This window comes from Brachyspira pilosicoli P43/6/78 (assembly GCF_000325665.1).
GTDB classification, from domain to species: domain Bacteria; phylum Spirochaetota; class Brachyspiria; order Brachyspirales; family Brachyspiraceae; genus Brachyspira; species Brachyspira pilosicoli.
In genome coordinates, this window is record NC_019908.1 from 568,735 (window position 1) to 588,690 (window position 19,956).

General features: G+C 26.0%; 19 protein-coding genes and 2 pseudogenes. 10 read left to right on the forward strand and 11 right to left on the reverse strand.

All coding sequences use genetic code 11. From position 1 onward, the window contains the following. Positions 1-29: 29 nt before the first annotated feature. Positions 30-380 (reverse strand): aspartate 1-decarboxylase, encoded by a 351-nt coding sequence (locus BPP43_RS02490; RefSeq protein ID WP_014933252.1) that lies wholly within the window; start codon positions 378-380, stop codon positions 30-32. Positions 381-640: 260 nt separating this feature from the next. Between BPP43_RS02490 and yedE the strand changes: the two genes are divergently transcribed. From yedE to BPP43_RS02505, 3 genes are all read left to right on the forward strand, one after another. Next, the gene (yedE, locus tag BPP43_RS02495; RefSeq protein ID WP_013243048.1) at positions 641-1,720 is read left to right on the forward strand and encodes a YedE family putative selenium transporter; all 1,080 of its coding nucleotides are present in this window, start codon (positions 641-643) and stop codon (positions 1,718-1,720) included. Positions 1,721-1,952: 232 nt separating this feature from the next. Continuing rightward, on the forward strand, positions 1,953-2,186 hold the full coding sequence (locus BPP43_RS02500; protein ID WP_013243047.1) for a sulfurtransferase TusA family protein: 234 nt from the start codon (positions 1,953-1,955) through the stop codon (positions 2,184-2,186). Between the two features lie 78 nt (positions 2,187-2,264). Next, the gene (locus tag BPP43_RS02505) at positions 2,265-3,563 is read left to right on the forward strand and encodes a glutamate-5-semialdehyde dehydrogenase (protein ID WP_015274064.1); all 1,299 of its coding nucleotides are present in this window, start codon (positions 2,265-2,267) and stop codon (positions 3,561-3,563) included. 33 nt (positions 3,564-3,596) lie between these two features. Here the strand turns inward: BPP43_RS02505 and BPP43_RS02510 are convergent, their stop codons facing one another. Together BPP43_RS02510 and BPP43_RS02515 are read right to left on the reverse strand one after the other, a co-directional pair. Continuing rightward, positions 3,597-3,911, reverse strand: coding sequence for a DUF1232 domain-containing protein (locus BPP43_RS02510; protein WP_013243045.1), 315 nt, complete (start codon positions 3,909-3,911; stop codon positions 3,597-3,599). Positions 3,912-3,961: 50 nt separating this feature from the next. Then, complete coding sequence (locus BPP43_RS02515) at positions 3,962-4,525, reverse strand: ankyrin repeat domain-containing protein (protein ID WP_013243044.1); 564 nt, start codon at positions 4,523-4,525, stop codon at positions 3,962-3,964. A gap of 126 nt (positions 4,526-4,651) precedes the next feature. Between BPP43_RS02515 and BPP43_RS02520 the strand changes: the two genes are divergently transcribed. From BPP43_RS02520 to dut, 3 genes are read left to right on the forward strand one after another with little or no spacing between them, the layout of a single operon-like run. After that, a complete protein-coding gene (locus BPP43_RS02520; RefSeq protein ID WP_013243043.1) occupies positions 4,652-4,966 on the forward strand; it encodes an HPr family phosphocarrier protein in 315 nt (104 codons plus the stop codon). Between the two features lie 45 nt (positions 4,967-5,011). Next, a complete protein-coding gene (locus BPP43_RS02525; protein WP_015274065.1) occupies positions 5,012-6,397 on the forward strand; it encodes a GntP family permease in 1,386 nt (461 codons plus the stop codon). A gap of 16 nt (positions 6,398-6,413) precedes the next feature. Continuing rightward, positions 6,414-6,848, forward strand: coding sequence for a dUTP diphosphatase (gene dut, locus BPP43_RS02530; RefSeq protein ID WP_014933246.1), 435 nt, complete (start codon positions 6,414-6,416; stop codon positions 6,846-6,848). Between the two features lie 96 nt (positions 6,849-6,944). Here the strand turns inward: dut and BPP43_RS02535 are convergent. From BPP43_RS02535 to BPP43_RS11905, 3 genes and pseudogenes are all read right to left on the reverse strand, one after another. After that, a pseudogene (locus BPP43_RS02535) lies at positions 6,945-8,134 on the reverse strand (acetate/propionate family kinase). Between the two features lie 131 nt (positions 8,135-8,265). After that, complete coding sequence (locus BPP43_RS02540) at positions 8,266-8,604, reverse strand: META domain-containing protein (protein ID WP_015274066.1); 339 nt, start codon at positions 8,602-8,604, stop codon at positions 8,266-8,268. A 59-nt stretch (positions 8,605-8,663) separates the two neighbouring features. Then, positions 8,664-8,918 (reverse strand): hypothetical protein, encoded by a 255-nt coding sequence (locus tag BPP43_RS11905; RefSeq protein WP_015274067.1) that lies wholly within the window; start codon positions 8,916-8,918, stop codon positions 8,664-8,666. Positions 8,919-9,286: 368 nt separating this feature from the next. Here BPP43_RS11905 and BPP43_RS02550 point away from each other — a divergent pair, with 368 nt between their 5' ends. Together BPP43_RS02550 and BPP43_RS02555 are read left to right on the forward strand one after the other, a co-directional pair. After that, the gene (locus tag BPP43_RS02550; protein WP_013243037.1) at positions 9,287-9,967 is read left to right on the forward strand and encodes a hypothetical protein; all 681 of its coding nucleotides are present in this window, start codon (positions 9,287-9,289) and stop codon (positions 9,965-9,967) included. A gap of 31 nt (positions 9,968-9,998) precedes the next feature. Continuing rightward, on the forward strand, positions 9,999-10,658 hold the full coding sequence (locus tag BPP43_RS02555; protein ID WP_015274069.1) for a TenA family protein: 660 nt from the start codon (positions 9,999-10,001) through the stop codon (positions 10,656-10,658). On the opposite strand, the gene BPP43_RS02560 is transcribed toward BPP43_RS02555, so the two are convergent. The 4 genes from BPP43_RS02560 to BPP43_RS02575 are packed head-to-tail and all read right to left on the reverse strand — an operon-like array spanning position 10,659 to position 16,598. Then, positions 10,659-11,876 (reverse strand): HsdM family class I SAM-dependent methyltransferase, encoded by a 1,218-nt coding sequence (locus tag BPP43_RS02560; RefSeq protein ID WP_015274070.1) that lies wholly within the window; start codon positions 11,874-11,876, stop codon positions 10,659-10,661. Between the two features lie 10 nt (positions 11,877-11,886). Next, positions 11,887-12,591 (reverse strand): hypothetical protein, encoded by a 705-nt coding sequence (locus BPP43_RS02565; protein ID WP_015274071.1) that lies wholly within the window; start codon positions 12,589-12,591, stop codon positions 11,887-11,889. A 37-nt stretch (positions 12,592-12,628) separates the two neighbouring features. Continuing rightward, positions 12,629-13,234: a carboxymuconolactone decarboxylase family protein gene (locus BPP43_RS02570; protein WP_015274072.1), complete on the reverse strand. Its 606-nt coding sequence runs from the start codon at positions 13,232-13,234 to the stop codon at positions 12,629-12,631. A gap of 13 nt (positions 13,235-13,247) precedes the next feature. Next, on the reverse strand, positions 13,248-16,598 hold the full coding sequence (locus BPP43_RS02575) for a UvrD-helicase domain-containing protein (protein ID WP_015274073.1): 3,351 nt from the start codon (positions 16,596-16,598) through the stop codon (positions 13,248-13,250). Between the two features lie 102 nt (positions 16,599-16,700). On the opposite strand from BPP43_RS02575, the gene BPP43_RS02580 reads away from it, so the two are divergent. Beyond that, on the forward strand, positions 16,701-16,979 hold the full coding sequence (locus BPP43_RS02580) for an acylphosphatase (protein WP_015274074.1): 279 nt from the start codon (positions 16,701-16,703) through the stop codon (positions 16,977-16,979). A 21-nt stretch (positions 16,980-17,000) separates the two neighbouring features. Next, positions 17,001-19,091 (forward strand): LysM peptidoglycan-binding domain-containing protein, encoded by a 2,091-nt coding sequence (locus BPP43_RS02585; protein ID WP_015274075.1) that lies wholly within the window; start codon positions 17,001-17,003, stop codon positions 19,089-19,091. 71 nt (positions 19,092-19,162) lie between these two features. Here BPP43_RS02585 and BPP43_RS02590 read toward each other — a convergent pair. After that, positions 19,163-19,931, reverse strand: a pseudogene (locus BPP43_RS02590) (MgtC/SapB family protein). Positions 19,932-19,956 lie beyond the last annotated feature (25 nt).

Here is a 19,956-nt window from a genome sequence, read left to right on the forward strand (position 1 = left end):
TAAATATCTATATATAAAAGCCATAAACTTTAGTCTATAACCATATTATGCATATTTACTTGAATAATATTTGTAATATGTTTTTTTATATGTTCTTCCGGTATATTGCTGTATGACAATACAACTATTACATCATCTTTTTTAGCTAAATGAACATACTTGCCATTTATGCTTATTATACCAGTATTTGCTATTCCCTTTATAACCTCAGCTTCAAATCTATTATTATTGCTAAGGTTTATTACAGATACTATATCCCCCTCAAGTATATCTGATTTATCCATTAAAGTTTCATCTATGGTAATTGAATCTTTGAAATTAAGATCAGTTCTAGTTACAGTCAATCTATTTATTTTAGATTTTATTACTTCATGCATCATAATAAAAATAATTTTCCATAAATAAAACTTACAATTATTGTTACTTTTCTAAGAAAAAAAAGTCAATATAATGTTTGGTACTATTCACTTATAATAGTTAATATACACTATTGTATTTTTGTATATTTTTATACATTTCATACATATTTTTTAATAAACATAACTATTGAAAAACATATAAAAATTTCTTATAATCAATGCATAAAAATACTATTTATATTTAAAGTAATAGTAGAAAAAATTTATTAAAGGAGTTGAAAATGAAAAAAAACATTTTCACAAGCTCCATTGGCATTATAGTATCTGGTGCCATTATTGGAGCTTTAGCGGCTTGGCTTTCTGTAATGGGAAACCCTGCCAACATGGGAATATGTGTTGCATGTTTCACTAGGGATTTAGCTGGGGCTTTGGGATTGCATAGGGCAGCTGCTGTGCAATATATAAGACCTGAACTTATAGGGCTTGTTATTGGTGCTACAGTATCTGCTTTAATCTCTAAAGAGTTTTCTCCTAAAGGCGGAAGTTCACCTATTATAAGATTTATTTTAGGTTTCTTCGCTATGATTGGTGCTTTAGTTTTCTTGGGCTGTCCTTGGAGAACATTGTTGAGAATAGCGGGAGGAGATATTAATGCTATATTTGGATTAATAGGTATTATTATAGGCGGAGGTATTGGAGTTTTCTTCTGGAAACAAAATTTCTCTTTGGGTCAGCCAAAAGCATATAATAATAAATTAGTAGGTTTTATACCGCTAGTAATATCAATAATACTATTAATATTATTATTAAAACAAACAAAATTCTCTGAAGGCGGAGCAATATTTTTCTCTGAATCAGGTCCAGGAAGTATGAAAGCTCCTTTAATTATAGCTTTAGTAGTTTCTATTATAATAGGTTTTATAGCTCAAAAATCTAGATTTTGTACTGTAGGCGGTGTGAGAGATGGAATATTTATGAAAGATTTCCATATGACTAAAGGTGTTATAGCTTTTATTGTTGCTGCTTTAATAGTAAATATTATAACAAATAGATTTAATGTTTCTATGGAAAATCAGCCTATAGCTCATACTAACATATTATGGAATACTGTATCAATGATTCTTACTGGTTTAGCATTTACTTTGGGTGCTGGTTGTCCTGGAAGACAGTTTATACAATCTGCTGAAGGAAATATGGACAGTTTTGTATTTGTTATAGGAATGCTTGTTGGTGCTGGATTTGCTCATAATTTTAATTTGGCAAGTTCTACTACTGGTCCTACAGTATATGGTATGTTTGCTGTTATTTTAGGTTTAGTATTCTGTGTTATTATAGGATTTACTATGAAAGAAAATCAGTGATATGTTTCTTACTGTGCAGCAGGTTGTTGTCATTATATAATAAGAAATATACCATATAATAAGGATTATATAATGAACTCTACCGCTACGTTATATTATTAGAATATATATTATAGTAATATAAAGTGGCGGTAGAGGTTATAATAACTTAAATTAAGAAGTTGATTATAATAATTTGATATCCTGATATTATGATTATATTATCTTAAAAAATATCAAAAAAGGATTTTTTATGCAAGAGACTATAAAAATAGATACGAGAGGAATGTCTTGTTCGCAGGCTTCTTTTCAGGCTAAATGTGCCGCTATAAATAATACAGAATTAAACACTGTTATAGAAGTTTTAGTAAGCGGGCATTCAAGTTGTGAAAGTGTGATTCGCGGATGCATTAAATATGGATATGAAGGAAGCTTTGAGCATATAGAAAACGAGGACATATTGGTTACTTTAATTAAAAAGAAATAATAATAAACTTTTTTGACAATTTAATTATTAGCTATTATAATAATATTTAATAAAACTTTTTTCGGAGAATAAATATAAATGCAATTAATAGACTTGGTAAAAAATGCAAAAGATTCTACATACAAATTACAATCATTAAGTACAGACATAAAAAATAAAGCATTATTAGAAATAGCTGATAAATTAGAACAAAATAAAAATATTATATTTGAAGCTAATAAAAAAGATTTGGAATATGCCAAAAAACTTCTTGATGAAAATAAAATTTCTCTTTCAATGTTTAATCGTTTAAAACTAGACGAAAACAAAATGATAGATATTATTTCTGGTATAAAAGATGTTGTAAAATTAGAAGACCCTATTAATAAAGTATTATTAGAAACAGAGCTTGATGATAATTTACTTTTAAAAAAAATATCCTGCCCTATTGGATTAATTGCTGTAATATTTGAAGCTCGTCCTGATGTAATATCTCAAATATCTTCATTATGTATAAAATCTTCTAATGCTGTTATACTTAAAGGCGGTGCTGAGGGAGAGAATACAAACAAAGCAATATTTAACATCATTAATGAAACATTAGAAAGTATTGAAGAGTTTCCAAAGAACTCTGTTAATTTAGTATTTACAAGAGATGATATAAAAGAATTATTATCAATGGATAAATATGTTGATCTTATAATACCAAGAGGAGGCAACAGCTTAGTACAATACATAAAATCAAATACTAATATACCGGTACTTGGTCATGCTGACGGCATATGCCATTTATATATAGATGAATCAGCTAATCAAGAAAAAGCATTAAAAATATGTTTAGATTCAAAGGTTCAATATCCAAGTGCATGCAATGCTGTTGAAACTATACTTATAAATAAAAATATAGCCAATGAATACTTGCCAAAGCTTTATAATTTATTTAAAGAAAATAATATAAAAATGAATGGTTGTGAAGAAGTAAGAAAAATACTTAATCAATCAGATATAGGCGAAGTAAAAGAATGGCATTTAGAATATGGAGATAAAGAAGTATCATTAAAAATAGTAGAAAATACAGAAGAGGCATATAATCATATAAACAAATACGGTTCTCATCATACAGATTCAATAGTGTCAGAAAATAAAGACAATATAGAAAAGTTTATGACTTATGTAGATTCTGCTAATGTATACGCTAACACTTCAACAAGATTTTCTGATGGGTTTAGATATGGTTTTGGTGCGGAAGTAGGCATTTCTACAAACAAAACTCATGCAAGAGGTCCTGTTGGATTAGAAGGTTTAACTATATACAAATATAAGCTTTTTGGAAATTATCAGATAGTAGATGATTATGTAAGCCACAGAGCAAGTTTTAAACATAAAAGAATAAAATAAAAAATTAGAATATATTTATCTAATATTATTTTTTTAGTTTGCAGACATTTTAAAAATTAATGCAACTAAAAGAATAATTATCAATATAGCCATTGCCCCAATAATTAAAAGTCCCCATTTTAAAAATTTAATTATTTTTTTAACTGAACTATTATCATCTAAAACCCCATTTTCTATTCCATTAAGTCCGCCTACTATTAAGAATAATATATCTTCTAGCCAACCTGCAATAGGTAAACTATCAGGAACTAAATCTACAGGTGAAATTGCATATATAACTGCTAATATTAAAGGTATCCAAGGTTTTATTCCAGATTTGGCAGTTTTATTTTTTGTATATTCACTCATAAAATAATCTCTATTTTTGGAAAAAAGATGTATAAAAATCTATATTGAAATTAACTTGCCTCAGCAATCTCAAGCATTCTTATTATAAGGCTGTTTCCTTTAGTTTTTGCTATACTATAAGCTGTCTCTCCGTCTTTGGTTTTGAGAAAAACATTTGCTCTTTTATTTATTAGAAGTTTTACCATTTCGGCATTATTATTTTCTACTGCCCACATCAAAGCAGTATATCCGTTTCTGTCAGCTATATCAAGTTTAGCACCTTTCTCTACAAAAAGTTTTGCTATTTCTGTATTATTATTATTGATTGCTAAAACTAAGGCAGTATGTCTATCATTATTTACTACATTAAGGTCTGCTTTCATATCTATAAGAAACTCTGCCACTTGCATGTTTTCTTTAGTTATTACTTTTAGAGACGCTATTCTCATAAGAACCGTATTGCCGTTATTATCTTGTACATTTATATGGACTTTTTTATTATATACATAGTCTTTTACTCTCTCCATATGAGCATAACTAGCCCAAAATAAAAAACCTTGCTCATCTGCAGTTATATTATATAAATTTGATGAAAACAATGTAAAAAATATAAGTAGCAATAAAGTATTTCTCATTTTACAACCTCAACAATATATAAGTATAACAAAATATTGATTTTTCTCAATATTTTTTATGATAATCTATTATTGAAAATTATTAAATATATGTTATTATAAAGAAAAAAGATAGTGAGTTATTAAATGACATTAACTAATGTAGTAACAATAAAAAGCAAAAATGGTATGCATTTAAGACCTGCTGGAGTATTATCTCAAATAGCAAGTAAAATAGAATATTCCGATTTAGGCATATTTTTGCTTTATAATGGCGTAAGAGCAGATGCAAAAAGTGTATTTAATATTATGGGATTAGGTGCTTTTTGCGATGCTAAATTAATACTTGAAATTGAATATGAAGAAGGAATGGAAGAAGCAGCTCAAAATGCTGAAAAAGAACTTTTGTATTTCTTTGAAGAAGGCTATATTAATGCAGAAGTTCCTGAAGAAGAAGAGTAAGAAACAAATATTCATTTCAAAATAAATACTTTCAGGTTGTAAACTATGATTAGCTATTCAATAATAACCATGCTTATAATCTCAATAATAGTAGTAATGATACTAACTATTAAGTTTAAAGTACATCCTTTTATTGCCATGTTAATGGCTGCCATATTTCTATCATTTACACTACATGTGCCTACAAATAGAAATCCTAATTATATAAATGAAATTGCTTCTCTAATAAGCAAAGGTTTTGGAAATGCTTTGGGAAGTGTTGGAATTATAATAGTTTTGGGCAGTATTATTGGTAATATACTCGAGATGTCTGGGGCTACATATAAACTCGGTGAGATAATTTTAAAAATAGTTGGAAAATCACACCCTGCCCTTGCTATGAATATATTAGGTTTTATTGTTTCTATACCTGTGTTTTGTGATTCTGGATATTTAATATTAACTCCATTAAGAAAAGCATTAGCAAAAAAAAGCGGAGCTTCGCCTGTTGCCTTATCTGTGGCACTATCAACAGGTTTATATGCTTCTCATGCATTAATACCTCCTACTCCAGGACCTGCTGCAGTTATTAATCTTTTTAATTTACAAGAACATTTATTTACCGTTATAGCTATAGGGCTCATTGTGGCTATACCTACTTCTTTATCTGGTGCTATATATGGTATATTTATATCAAAATATGTTAAAAAGAAGGAATACAAGAAAAATAATTATAGTTATGAAAGTGTTATTGATGATATGGAAAAGCTTCCTTCTGCATTCAAATCATTTGCACCTATATTTGTACCAATTATACTTATGGCTATTGGTTCTATAGTAAGATTTAATTCTTTGCACTTAAATGAAGATAGTTTTATAAAAAATATATTTATATTTCTTGGTGAGCCTACTATGGCATTGTTTATAGGCTTTTTATTTTCACTGCTGCTTATACATAATTTTAACAGAGATGAAATGTATATGTGGATTGGTGACGGTGTAAGGGATTCTGGAAATATATTAGTTATAGTTGGGGCAAGCGGAGCTTTTGCTGAAGTTTTAAAATCTACTGAGCTTACAAATATTATATTTGAACTTGGAGATGTATTTGCTTCTGTAAATTTGGGTTTAGTTCTTCCTTTCTTGCTTGCATCTATTTTAAAAATATCTTTAGGTTCTTCTACTATATCTGTTGTTACGGTTGCTAGTTTGTTTGCACCGCTGCTTGATACATTAGGATATACTACTCCAATATCACAAGTTTTAGTATTAATGTCTATAGGTGCTGGTTCTATGGTATTTTCTCATATCAATGATAGTTATTTCTGGGTGGTAGTAGAATTATCTGGTTTAAGTGTTCAAGATGCATATAAAGCTAGAACTTTGGCTACTGTAGTTCAAGGAGCTACTGCTTTAATTATTATTATGATATTCTCATTTCTATTAAAATAAATAAAAGAAGGTTAAAATGTTAAAAATAAAAGTAATCAATAAGTCAAAAAATCCTCTTCCTAAATATCAAACTCTTGGAGCTTCAGGTTTAGATTTGCATGCTAATATAGATGCTCCTATTACATTAAATAAAAATGATATAGTTTTAGTGCCTACAGGTTTATATATAGAAATACCAGATGGCTATGAAGCTCAGATTAGAAGCAGAAGTTCATTAGCATTAAAAAATGGAATATTTTGTTTGAACTCTCCTGCTACCATTGATAGTGATTATAGAGGAGAATTAAAAATTATATTAGCTGCTCTCACTGACAAACCTTTCACTATTAATGCAGGCGACAGAATTGCACAGATGGTATTTGCAAAGGTAGAAAAAGCAGAGTTTGAAGAGGTTGAAGAGCTTTCTGATTCAATTAGAGGAGAAGGCGGTTTTGGAAGCACTAATATATAATTAAATATTAGTTTTTAATTGTTTTAAGTTAAAATAAAAATAGGATGTTATTTAAACACCCTATTTTTTATTTTAACTTTTTTATTTATTATTATTTTAAAGTACAATATTGTAAGTATCCATTGCTATAGCTTTTTCTTCATCTGTAGCTATAACATAAAGCTTAATAGCAGCACCATCTTTTTCAAAATTAGCACAGCCTCTAGCTTTAGCATTCTTATCAACATCACATTTAATACCAAGTTCATCTAAACCTTCAAGTATTCTTCCTCTAATATAAGCACTATTCTCACCTATACCGCCAGTAAATACTATACCGTCAAGATGTCCAAGTACAGCCATATAAGAACCTATATATTTTTTTACTCTATAGCAGAACATTTTTATTAGCAAGTTCAGCTTTAGGGTTTAGTTTTAGAAGCTTCCTCTAAGTTTCTCATATCATTACTAACACCAGAAACACCTAAAAGTCCGCTTTTTTTATTTATAATATTATCAATTTCTTTAGCAGATAAGTTTTCTTTACCCATCATAAAAGTAACAACAGCAGGGTCCATATCACCAGACCTAGTACCCATTACTAAACCTTCTAATGGAGTTAAACCCATACTAGTATCAACAGATTCGCCATTTTTTACAGCAGTAACACTAGCACCATTACCTAAGTGACAAACTATAACATTAGCATTAGGTTTGTTAGTTGCCTTACAGAATTCACCATATACATATTTATGTGAAGTACCATGGAAACCATAACGGCGAACTTTATATTTATCATACCACTCATGAGGAACAGCATACATATAAGCATGTTCAGGTATAGTTTGATGGAAGCTTGTATCAAATACAGCAACCATTTTTACATCTTTTAATATTTCTTGACAAGCTCTTATACCTTGTAAACCTGCTGGGTTATGTAAAGGAGCAATATCGCAGCAAGCTTCTATAGCTTTTATAGCTTCTTCTGTTATTAAAGTACTTTTGCTGAATGCTTCTCCGCCATGTACTACTCTATGTCCTACTCCAGATATTTCACTCATATCAGATATTACGCCTACTTCTTTATCTGTTAAAAGAGAAAAAATTAAACTCATACCTGCTTTATGGTCAGGAACTTTTTGTTCTATCTTTTTTTCTTTTCCTTTTTCTACAGCTGTATGCTTTAAAGCACTTATCTCTTCGCCTATTTTTTCTAATAGACCTTTTGCTAATACTTTTGCTTCAGGCATAGAAAATAATTGATATTTAATACTAGAACTACCAGAATTTATCACTAATACATTCATAAAATAACTCCATTATTATTTATAATTCAGTCATTATAACATACTAATTATATTTATCAATAAAACTTACAATATTTTTGTTTAGAAATTATATGTAAACTAAATATATTTTTTATTTATTAAACTAAAATTCAATATTTTATCTCTTCATATATTAAAGGCTCATCTCTAAATGTTGTGTATATTTCTAATATGTTATTTGTTATACTAAATGAATAAGCTGTTTGAAGTATTGATAAATATTCACCTTCTGCATTTCTTCTTTTTACATCAGCAGTTTTTCTTGTAGTATTTATCATAGATATTGATATTTTATCATTTTCTATTTTGCAATCTGCCCAATAATCATTAACAGAAGATTTACCATATATTTTATCTTTATCAATGCTTATAGTGATATTCATATAGCTATACATATTGATGAGCTTATATACTTTTATTGGTTCTATTTTTTTAGAATCTTCCTGCAAAAAAACAGCATTATGCTTGCAAGAAATAAAAATTAGAAAAAATAATATTATAATTTTTTTTAAAATAATGTAAGCTCCCCTTCTTTGCTTGAACCAGAATCATCAAATGACTCCATACTGTTTGCAGCATCTAATGAAGATATATTACCTTTAAGTGCATCTTCAAATAATGGCGAACTTATAAGTCTATTATATCCCTGATTTGTTCCTTTATCGAATGTTATATCTGGGTGAAGTTTTATTGCATGCAAAAGAAGAAGCTTACCAAAACCTCCCCTTCTATATGGAAAGCTTATATATATGTATTTAAGCATATTATCTTTATCTACATAATAATAACCTTCTATTCTTCCATCTATTGTTAAAAGACCAACATTTTGATTATTATTATTAATTATCTTATAGAAAAAATTATCAGTGTATACAACTTCTTTATTATCTTTTATCTTAATATTTTTATAAAATTAATTAACTCATTTTTGTATAAACTATTATATTCAATAACAATTACTGAAGGATATTCTTCATGGTCTATTGTTAAAACAGGCATATAAAATTCTCCCAAAACTATAAAAAATCTCTATTACAATATCGGAAATATTGTTAATATATATACTAATTAATTGACTTAAAAAGTTAATAGCTATATATTATTAATATAATAAATATTTAGGATTAATTTATGAAAAAAACTATAATTTTATTATTTTTATTTTCTATTAGCAATTTATTTGCAGCACCAGGCTTTTTTAGTTTAGGATATGTTATAACATTAGCTGGAAGTTTGCCTGAATACAAAATAGAAAAAAATGGCGGAAGTCTAAATAAAAGTGATTATCAAACTCAATCATATTTTGAAGGCGGTATAATATTACAAACAGCTTATAATTTTATAGTAAGTTCAAGAACACAATCTGCTATAACACTTGGTATTGATTTTGGATATCATAGAGATGCTTTTAGTTTTATAGATTATAATATTAAGAAAAAATATGCTAATTTGTTTGACAGCATACTTGTGGGAGGATATTTAGAATCAACAATATATGGCTTTATGCTTGGAGTTGGAGGCGGAGTAAAAATAGCTTTGGGCGGAAACTATAGATATGATAATATAATAGAGCTTCTTAATTATAGCAGATTAAAAGACAGGTTTGATGATTTATATATACCATATATAAAAGTTGTAGTTGGTTATAAATTTTATAAAAATTATTCAAGCAGCAGTTTAAGCTTTTATTTTAATTATGATTTTCCTAATGTTAAAGTAAAAGGAGTTGCTCCAGATGTTCAGAAATTGGCTGCAATAGATTTAGGAGTGCAGATAACAGGACATTTTAATTTTATAGAAGACTATTATTAATTAATAAAACTAATAGACTAAGGAATTGAGAATGGATTTTTCTAAAAAAGTATGGAATAAAAATATAAAGAACTATCAAAAAATAAAAGATATGCCATTTAATAAAGAATTGATGGAAGGCTCTTTAGATAAAAATAAATTTGCCTACTATATAGAACAAGATGCTCATTACTTGAAATATTATTCAAAAGTTTTGGCAATAATATCTTCAAAAATAGATGATACTGATAATGCAATTGCATTTTTAAAATCTTCTATTAATTCATATATAGTTGAAGAAGAAGTGGTGCATAAATATTTTAGAGAGTTATTTAATTTTAAAAATACAAATAAAATAACAACTGCTAATTTAGGATACACTAGTTTTTTAATAAATACAGCGCATACTGAATCTGTAGAAGTTGCAGCATCAGCTATACTTCCTTGTTTTTGGATATACAATGAAATAGGCAAATATATAAAAGAAAATGCTGTCACTAAAAATAATCCTTATAAAAAATGGATAGACACTTATGCAGATGAAGAGTTTTCTAAATCTACTTACAATATGATTAGTATTATTGATAATATGTATTTAAAAGCTTCTAAAACAAATAAAGATAAAATGATTAAGGCTTTTGATACTGCTTTTATTTGGGAATATAGATTTTGGAATGATGCATACAATTTAGAAGTATTTAATAAAATATAATTATTTTTTTATTTTTATTGGAAGCAGTCTTTCTAATTCTGTTTTAGATACTTGAGTGTTGCCTGTTATTAAACTTAAGACTTTTATATTAGTTTCATCATTTAAAGCATTATAAATATCTTCTAAACTATAATTTTTATTATAATTTTTTAATGGGTATATAATGTTTACATGATTTTCACATACAAACTCTCTCTCTTTTACTATTGCTGATTTTATATTAATATTTCTATGAGAGCCTGTTATTCTATTAACTGCTATAACTTCTTCTTTTATTATTAAATCTTCTGAAATATTTTTTATATACTGAAGTTTTCTTTTATTTGGTATAACAATGTTGCCATTTACTATATTAGAAGAATATATTAGAGGTATTGCATTATTTTTAGTTTCTGTAAGATTTTCTTTATATTTATTCCAAGCTATACTTCCTGTTTTTACAGAATATCCTATTTCTTTTAGGCTAATTGTATATTTGTATGCTTTATTTAAAAATAGTTTATCTTCTGTAAATATTGTAATATTATTTTTTGAAAATATGTATTTTTTATTTTTTTTATTGTTAGTTTTTTTGAGTATTAAAAGCATTACTTTTTGATTTGCCATATAAAAGTTATCAGAGCCATCTACTATGTGCAAATATTCTATACTGCTATTATTTATTATATATTCTCTTAATTTAGAAAAGAATGCTCCGTTATTCATTGAAGGAGGCACTACATAGGCTAAATATCCGTCATCATTAAGAAGCTCTAAACCTATTTTTATAAATAAAGAAAATATATTAACCCTTCCGTTTATAATGTCTTTAAATCTTGATTTTTGCTCTTTATCTAATTTGAACTCAAAATATGGAGGATTTCCAATTATATAATCATATTTAATAGATTTATCAGTGTCAAGCTTTAAAGTATCCAAGCATTTTATGTCGGCATTATTTATTAGTTTTTTTGATATACTAACTAAACTCTCATCAATATCAAATCCATGCATATGAGCATTCTTAAAATATTCTCTGCAAGATAAAAGAAACTCTCCACTTCCGCAAGCTGGGTCTAATATTTTTACATTATCTTTTTTTTCTGAGATATTTATTAATTCTTTTAAAAGTAAATCTCTTATACTTTTAGGCGTAAAATACTGCCCTAGTTTTTTTCTTTTTTCTATATTCGTGTTTTTTAAATAATCTATACTTTCTTTTGTATATTCTTTTATCATCATTTCTCTCTTATAAACTATTACAAAACTCTATAACATTATCTTCGCATTTTTCTCTATCTTCATGTAAAAAATAATCTATTTTAGCATTTTCATTTATTGTCTTATTTTGCTCATAAGCACGCCTCACATAAACATTAAATCCTCTATCAAACTTGTAAGCAAATAAATTATCTTTATTATTTTTTTTAATTTTCTTTTTGAAACTATCTTCAAGTTTTTTTATCTCTTCAAAAAAATCTATTAGCTCATCTCGCTCATTCATAGGAAGCACATCATTACCCATAAAAAAAGTAACATCTCCTCTACCATAAGAACCAAATATATAAATAGAATTCGCTTTAGGAAGATTGCTGTTCCACATTGGTTTTGAAGATATATTGCTGCTGTATTTTATTTCTATAGATATAATTTTTTTGTTTGTAAATACAAGAAAATCAGGGAAATTCTGACTTCCATAAGGCTGCGATACAAAACAATTTTCAAAACTCTTGTCTTCTAAAGCATATATATTATCAATAATCTTATCAGACTTTTTATTTAAAATATCAGTTTTCAAAATAGAAAGCACTTTTTTTATTTCTATATCATTTCTTCTATTGAATCCTGCCTTCTTTAAAGCGGTCTCAAATCTATCTTCAAACTCAGCTCCTTTTTTACTTTTGAGCCACTCTTTTTTATTATTTTTTATATCTATAAATATATCTCTAAGCATTGTAATAATATATTTTAGAAAAATAATATTGTCAATATTATTCTAATTTACAAATATTACTAAAACCAGCAACTGGCACTCCTAAGCCTCTTATAAGTCTAGCCCAATAATTAACCTGTGCAGCTGTTGAAGCTAATATCAATATAGCTCTTTCAGAATATTCTTTTTTTACCTCATTTATTAATTCTTCTGATATTACAACAGGAGTTTTTGTTATAGCAGATATATATTTTAATGCTATTTTCTCTTTTTTTGATAAAGAAATACAATTATCTATATCTTTATTTTGTAATGCTTTAATTTCTTCATCTGTTACATTTTCTTTGTCATACTCAAAACTATTCATATCTATACAAAAAGGACAAGATACATCTATTGATATTTGTATTCTTATAAGCTTTAATAATCTTTTAGGTACTTCTTTATCATCATGCGTTATTAAAGATTCTAATATACCAGAACTAATAGCTGTTTTTGGATTCCAAGCTAAAATCTTTGCAAGCAGTAAATCTTTTTTTACTTTTTTACTTGCTATCCATATTGGAAATCTTAAAAAAAATGGTATCCTTTTAGGGGGATTAATATATGCTTTATCTTGAGACTCAAAATAATTGCTTTTGTCTTTAATATTAAATTTAAACATCGTATATTTCCTTTTATCCTAAAAATATTAAATCTATATATATTTCACTATCTATATTAAATGTTTTTTTTACAATATCTCTATACATTTCAAGCTGTGTTTTATATTTATCTTCTTTTTCTTTAGAATATTTTGTGGTTTTATAATCTAAAATAAAATATTCTTCGCTTATGTTTTTTGTAATTATATCTATTTTGGCATTAATAATTTGAGTTCTATTTTCAATTAGTTTTCTCTCTTGAAACTTATGTTCCCTTGAAACTATTAATTCTTCTCCATTTATAATATTTGCTATATGCTTATTGTTTATAAAGTTTGAAAAATATTTATCTAGCTTTTTTCTTAAATCTTTTTCATCATAATGTTTATTTTGTTTTATGGTGTCATTTTTTATTTTTTCTATATAACTCTCTTTATGCAATTTATATTCATCAAAATTAAAATGCTCAAGCAAGTTATGCATTAAAATACCCATATCTATTGCTTTTATTGTTTCAAGATTTTCTAAATCAAAATTTTTATCATCATTTAAAGAAATAGAAATATTTTTATTTAATAATCTGCTAATAATATTTTTATCAAAATCCATTTCAAATACTTCTGAAGGATTAACATATTCTATTTTTTTTGTTTTTTCGCTTATAGTATCATTAATATTTATAGAATCTATTTTTTTATTTATTTTTTCTAAATTATTAATATATAATTCATTTAAATCATAATTAGTATTTTTTGATATTCCATATGAGTAATAATCCATAAACTCATTAGTATTATCATCAATATAAATTAAATCATCTGTTGTATTATTTACAGAATCTTCTATATTAAAATGATGATAAGCCTCTATATAATTTCTATACGATTTAGGGTCATCAAACCTTTTATATCTATCCTCACCAGATATTATTAATCTTTCTTTTGCTCTTGTTAAAGCAACATATAAAAGCCGCTTTTTTTCAGACTTATCTGCTAAAGAATTATAATTATCATCTTTAGAAAAGAATTTTAATTTTTCTTCTATTTCTCCATGTATAGGAATCTCTATATATGGAAAGTTTTCAACAAAATCAAACATATTGTTTTGAGCAGTTCTATAATGTCCAGCTCCTGCTAAAAAGACATTATTAAACTCCAACCCCTTAGATTTATGTATAGTCATTATTCTAATAGCATCAACTGATAATTTTGGTATTGTAGCATAAGAAATATCTTTAGCATTCATATCTAAACTTATAACAAAATCATAAATGTTAACCCCAGCTCTATTTTCAAAATCATAAGCTAGTTTTTTTAATTTTTCTATATTAGCATAAGATATTTCTGCATCTTCTTTAAGCATCAAATAATTATAATAATTTGTATCAACACATATTGTCTCTATTGCATCATAAGAAGACATTGTACTTATTTTTAATTCTATATTATTTAATAACTCTTTTGCTTTTTTTAATTCATCATAATATTTTTTTTCCTTTGCTATTTCTAAAGTTTTTTCTTTGCAATCATTAAGTGAAAAATAATCATATAAATTGTAATTTCCATTTAGTTTTAAATCTATTGAGAAATCATATAAATTGGCAATCTTTATATCAAATAATTCAGACATTAGTAAACTTTGTAATAGTGAATAATCTTTTAAAACTAAATACTTAAGACATATTATTAAATTAGATATTTCAACTCTGTCGTAAAATCCATTTCCGCCATCAACATAATAAGGTATTTTTTCTTCGGCAAATACTGATAAATAAATATTTAATCTGCTAAATGTTTGAAGAAGTATCGCTGTATTTTTATAATCATTTTTCAAATTTGTTTTTATGAACTTTGCTATGGCATACGCTTCCAATATGGTTTTAGAATCACTGTTTAATTTTATATCATCATCAATATTATTATTAAAAACTAATAAGGAAACTAATTTATTTTTTGTATTATCATTTTGTCCTGAGATTAAATTATCATCTTTTTTATATTTTATAGTATCATCTTTAAATATTGTGTTTTCAAAAATGTCATTAAAGAAGTTTATAAGCATTTCTTTACTTCTGTAATTATCTTGCAAATATCTCACATAATCTTCAAAAATATTTTGAGCATTTCTAAATACATTTAAATCTGCATTTCTAAATCTATATATAGATTGTTTTCTGTCACCAACTATAAGTATTTTTTTATCTTTTATGGTAGTTTCTTTTGTAATTTCTCTATTTCCAAATACTATTAAATTGATAAAAGAAAATTGAAGTTTGCTTGTATCTTGAGCTTCATCTAATATTACGGTATTAATATTATCTCTTATTTCTTTGTTTATTGTATTATTTTCTAATGCTTCTATAGCTTTTGAAATCATATCTTCATGGGAATATACTCCCATTTCTCTTTTAGTGTTTTCAAATTTATTATAGGCTTCTTTTATGAAATTAATGAGTGATATATATAGATTTTTATTTTTTTGTATTTTTATATACTTTTCAAAATTTGGTATAAGAATATCTTTTAATTCATCAAAAGCTGTTTTAAAATCAGTGTACTTAGTTTTTCCAAGCTTTCTCTTGTTTTTTATATTATCTAAAGAGTTTAATATATCATAATATAAATTTTCTATGTTTTTAATATCTTTTGATTTTTTTATAATATCTATTGACTCATTAATAGAATCTAGTATATTTTTTATAGTAATGCCTTCAGTCTTTTCAGGTTTATTTTCTATTAAATAATTTATAGTTTTAAACATCTCATTATAAGCATTATCATAAAGTTCTATCTCTAAAATCTTATTAGCTTCTTCTTCAAATGTTTTTATATTTTCTAACCTTGGTTTTATTTTTATTAGAAAATTAAATATATCATTTATAAATTTATCTTTAGATTCATCTGTAAATATTCTATAATTTTTTCTAATCTCTTCTGAAAACTCATTATCATTTAATAACTCTAAAATCTTATTATGTATTACTTCATAAAAATCATTATTCTCTTCAAGTATTGTTATTTTTGGAGGCATATTAAGATAAATAGAATATTCTTTAACAATAGAATTAGCAAACGAATGTATAGTAGATATTTTAGCATTGGTTAATATTTCTTTATAAATATCTTTCCAATAGTCTGTATCTTTTCCTTCGTTAATTTTTTCTCTTATTTTTCTTCTTATTCTAATTAACATTTCATTAGCAGCTGCTTTAGTAAAAGTAATAACAACTATATTAGAGACTTTTTGTTTTTTATTTTCTAATAATTTTAAGTATGCTTCTGTAATTGTAGTTGTTTTACCAGTTCCTGCAGATGCACTAACAAAACAAATTCCTTCATTCAAAAATAAATCTATTATTTCTTGCTGTTTGCTATTAAGTTTCATAATGAAATATCATAACATAAATATAAATAATTAAAATATTTAGTTAATATTTTAACAAAAATAAAAAATAAAAATAATTATATAATATCCGATAAAATAAATATGTTTAGAGTAAATATTTTATTAAAAGGCAGAGTTCAAGGCGTAGGTTTCAGATACTATGCTAAACAAACAGCAGATGCTATGAATATAGTAGGAAAAGTTTGGAATAATTATGATGGTTCAGTTGAAATAGAGGCATATATAAAAACAAAAAATGAAATAGAAGAGTTTGTTGCTAAAATGAAAAAAGGCTCTCCTATGTCTAGTATTAAAGAAGCTAATGTTGTGGTGCTAGCTTCTGACCCTCCTCTAGAAGAAAGTTTTGAAATAGATAACTAAATTAGATAATTAGGCAGTTTTATGAAAAAAATTCTTTTTATATCCTTTTTTGCATCATTTTTTTATAGTTTTTCTTTTGCCGTAAATTATATAGATTATAAAGTAGAAAATGGTGATACATTATACGGCATTGCTTTTGCACATGATATGACAGCAAGCGAGTTTTTAAAACTCAACAAAATAAAAGACCCAGACAAATATAATCTTAAAGTTGGTGAAACTCTAAAGGTAAAAGAGAAAGGATATGATTTGGTATATGATGCTAAGGCTAAATCTTATGGACTTAAACCAGAGAAAAAAAAGTCTTATACAGATTATAAAGTAAAAGACGGAGACACTGTACTTGGTATAGCATTCTCTCATGGTATGACTGCAAGTGAGTTTTGTGCTATAAACAATATAGAGGATTTTAATAAATATCAATTAAAGAAAGGTGAAATATTAAAAGTAGCTAATGTTTCAAATGCAGAAGAGATAAAAAAAGAAGAAGTAAATCGTAATGTAGAAAATATCAAAAAAGAAATAGAGCAAAATAAATATATAGATTATCAAGTAAAAGATGGTGACACTGTACTTGGTATAGCGTTTTCTCATGGAATGAGTGCTAGTGAGTTTTGTTCTGTAAACAATATAGAAGACTTTAATAAATACCAATTAAGAAAGGGACAAATATTAAAAGTAGCCAACACTTCAAACATATCAAAAGAAGAAGTTACTACTGATAATATAGAAAAAATAGAAGAAATAAAAGAACCAATAAATAATTACACAGAATACAAAGTAAAAAATGGAGATACTCTTTACGGTATAGCATTCTCTCATGATATGACTGCTAATGAGTTTTTGAAACTTAATAAGATAGATGACCCCAATAAATATAATCTTAAAGTTGGTGAAACTCTAAAAATAAAAAATAATAATGACTCTAATATTGAAAGAGTAGAAAATAAAGATGTTGAAGAAATAAAAGAGAATATAAATACAGAAAAAAATAATAACTATATAGATTATAAAGTAAAAAATGGGGATACTCTATACGGAATTGCTTTTGAAAATGATATATCTGTTAATGAGTTTTTAAAAATAAATAATATATCAGACCCTATAGCATATAAACTTAAGGTGGGAGAAACATTAAAAATACAATCAAAAATACAAAATAAAGTAGATTCTTCAAGAACAACCAAGATATATAAAGTAAAAAGAGGAGACACTCTTGGTGCTATAGCTATAAATAATTCTATGTCTTTAGATGATTTATTAAAATTAAATTCATTAAAAAGAGATTATGTATTGAAAATTGGAGACAATATAAAAGTATATGATAAAATATCTGTTAAGCTTGACAGTAATTCTATAGAAAAATCTGATTATATAAAAATAGAAAGCTATAAAGTAAAAAGCGGAGATACATTAAGTGAAATAGCAGTTGCTAAAAAAATGGACTTAGTAGAGCTTTATTCATTAAATGGCTTAAGCGACAATTATGTATTAAAAGCAGGCGATGTATTAAAAGTATATGGAGAAAGAGAAAAGGTTAATAAAGTTGTTGTTTCTAATTATAAAGTTCAAAAGGGAGATACATTATATTCCATAGCAAGAAACAATAAAATGGAGTTAAAAAAATTATTAGAGATAAACAACATAAAAGATGCAAGTAAATACACTTTACAGATTGGAGCTAATTTAAAAATAGAAAGTATAAAAACAGAATATGCTGATGAAACTATACCAGATTCTTCATTTCAATGGCCTTATAGGGGTATAATAGTTGCTAGATATGGCGTTGATACATATAAGCTTGCAAATAGAGGAATAAATATATTAGGAAACATTGGAGATAAAGTATCAGCTTCAGATTATGGTATTATAGAATATGCTAATGATATTAGAGGTTTTGGAAAAGTGGTTATAATAAAACATAAAAATGGCTTTACAACTTCTTATGCTCATTTGTCTAAAATAGCGGTAAAATTAGGAGACATTGTAAATAAAGGCGATTATATAGGAGATATAGGCGATACTGGTTTAGTTGATAAAAGTGAGTTATATTTCAAGATATCATATAGAGGAAGAGCTTTAGACCCTATAAAATTACTCCCTAAAGATTAATAGAATAAAATTTAAATAGCATATTTAGTTTAATGTTTTTATAAATAAAAGCTATAAAAAATAATATATATTTATAAACTATTTAAATCTACTTTTTCATTCATATAACGTAATTTTTTTATTAGGCTTTATATTGGAATTAATAAAAATTTTTTCTATATTGTCATAATCTAAATTAGGCACAAATATATGTATTTTGCCTATTATATTTGGAAGTTCATTTTCATCTTTTTGGATTTTATTTTCTTTCCAACCTACAATCTGAAATCTCATAATTTTTATACCAAATTTATCTATCTCGCTTTCAATATCAATTTTATTATTGTATTCTATTAAATATATAACAGAATGATTTTTATGAGCTAGAAAATAAGGCACTCTATAAATTGATGTACTTAAAAATATACAAAAACACCCAATAGCAGAAAGCACCCATTCTCCAGAACCTATAACTATACCCAAACAAGCAGTAACCCAAACAATAGCAGCAGTAGTTATTCCATGTAATTTACCTCTGTTTTGTATAATCATACCAGCACCTAAAAAACCAATACCAGAAACAATTTGTGCTGTAATTCTGCTGTAATCAGGCATAGAATATAATAATTTGCTTCCTATCTCCATTAATTGACTATTTTGTATTAATATACTTTTAGCAAATACTTCTTCATAACAAGATAATATAGCAGCCCCCATGCATACAATACTTGTAGTTCTGCTTCCTATAGGTTTTTTATGCTGAGCCCTCTCCCACCCTATTAAAGCACCTACTATATAGGCCACTAATATTCTTGTTGTTATTTCTAATATATTATAATTTTCTGCAATAGTTTTTATCATTAAGTATTTCCTGTATTTTACTATT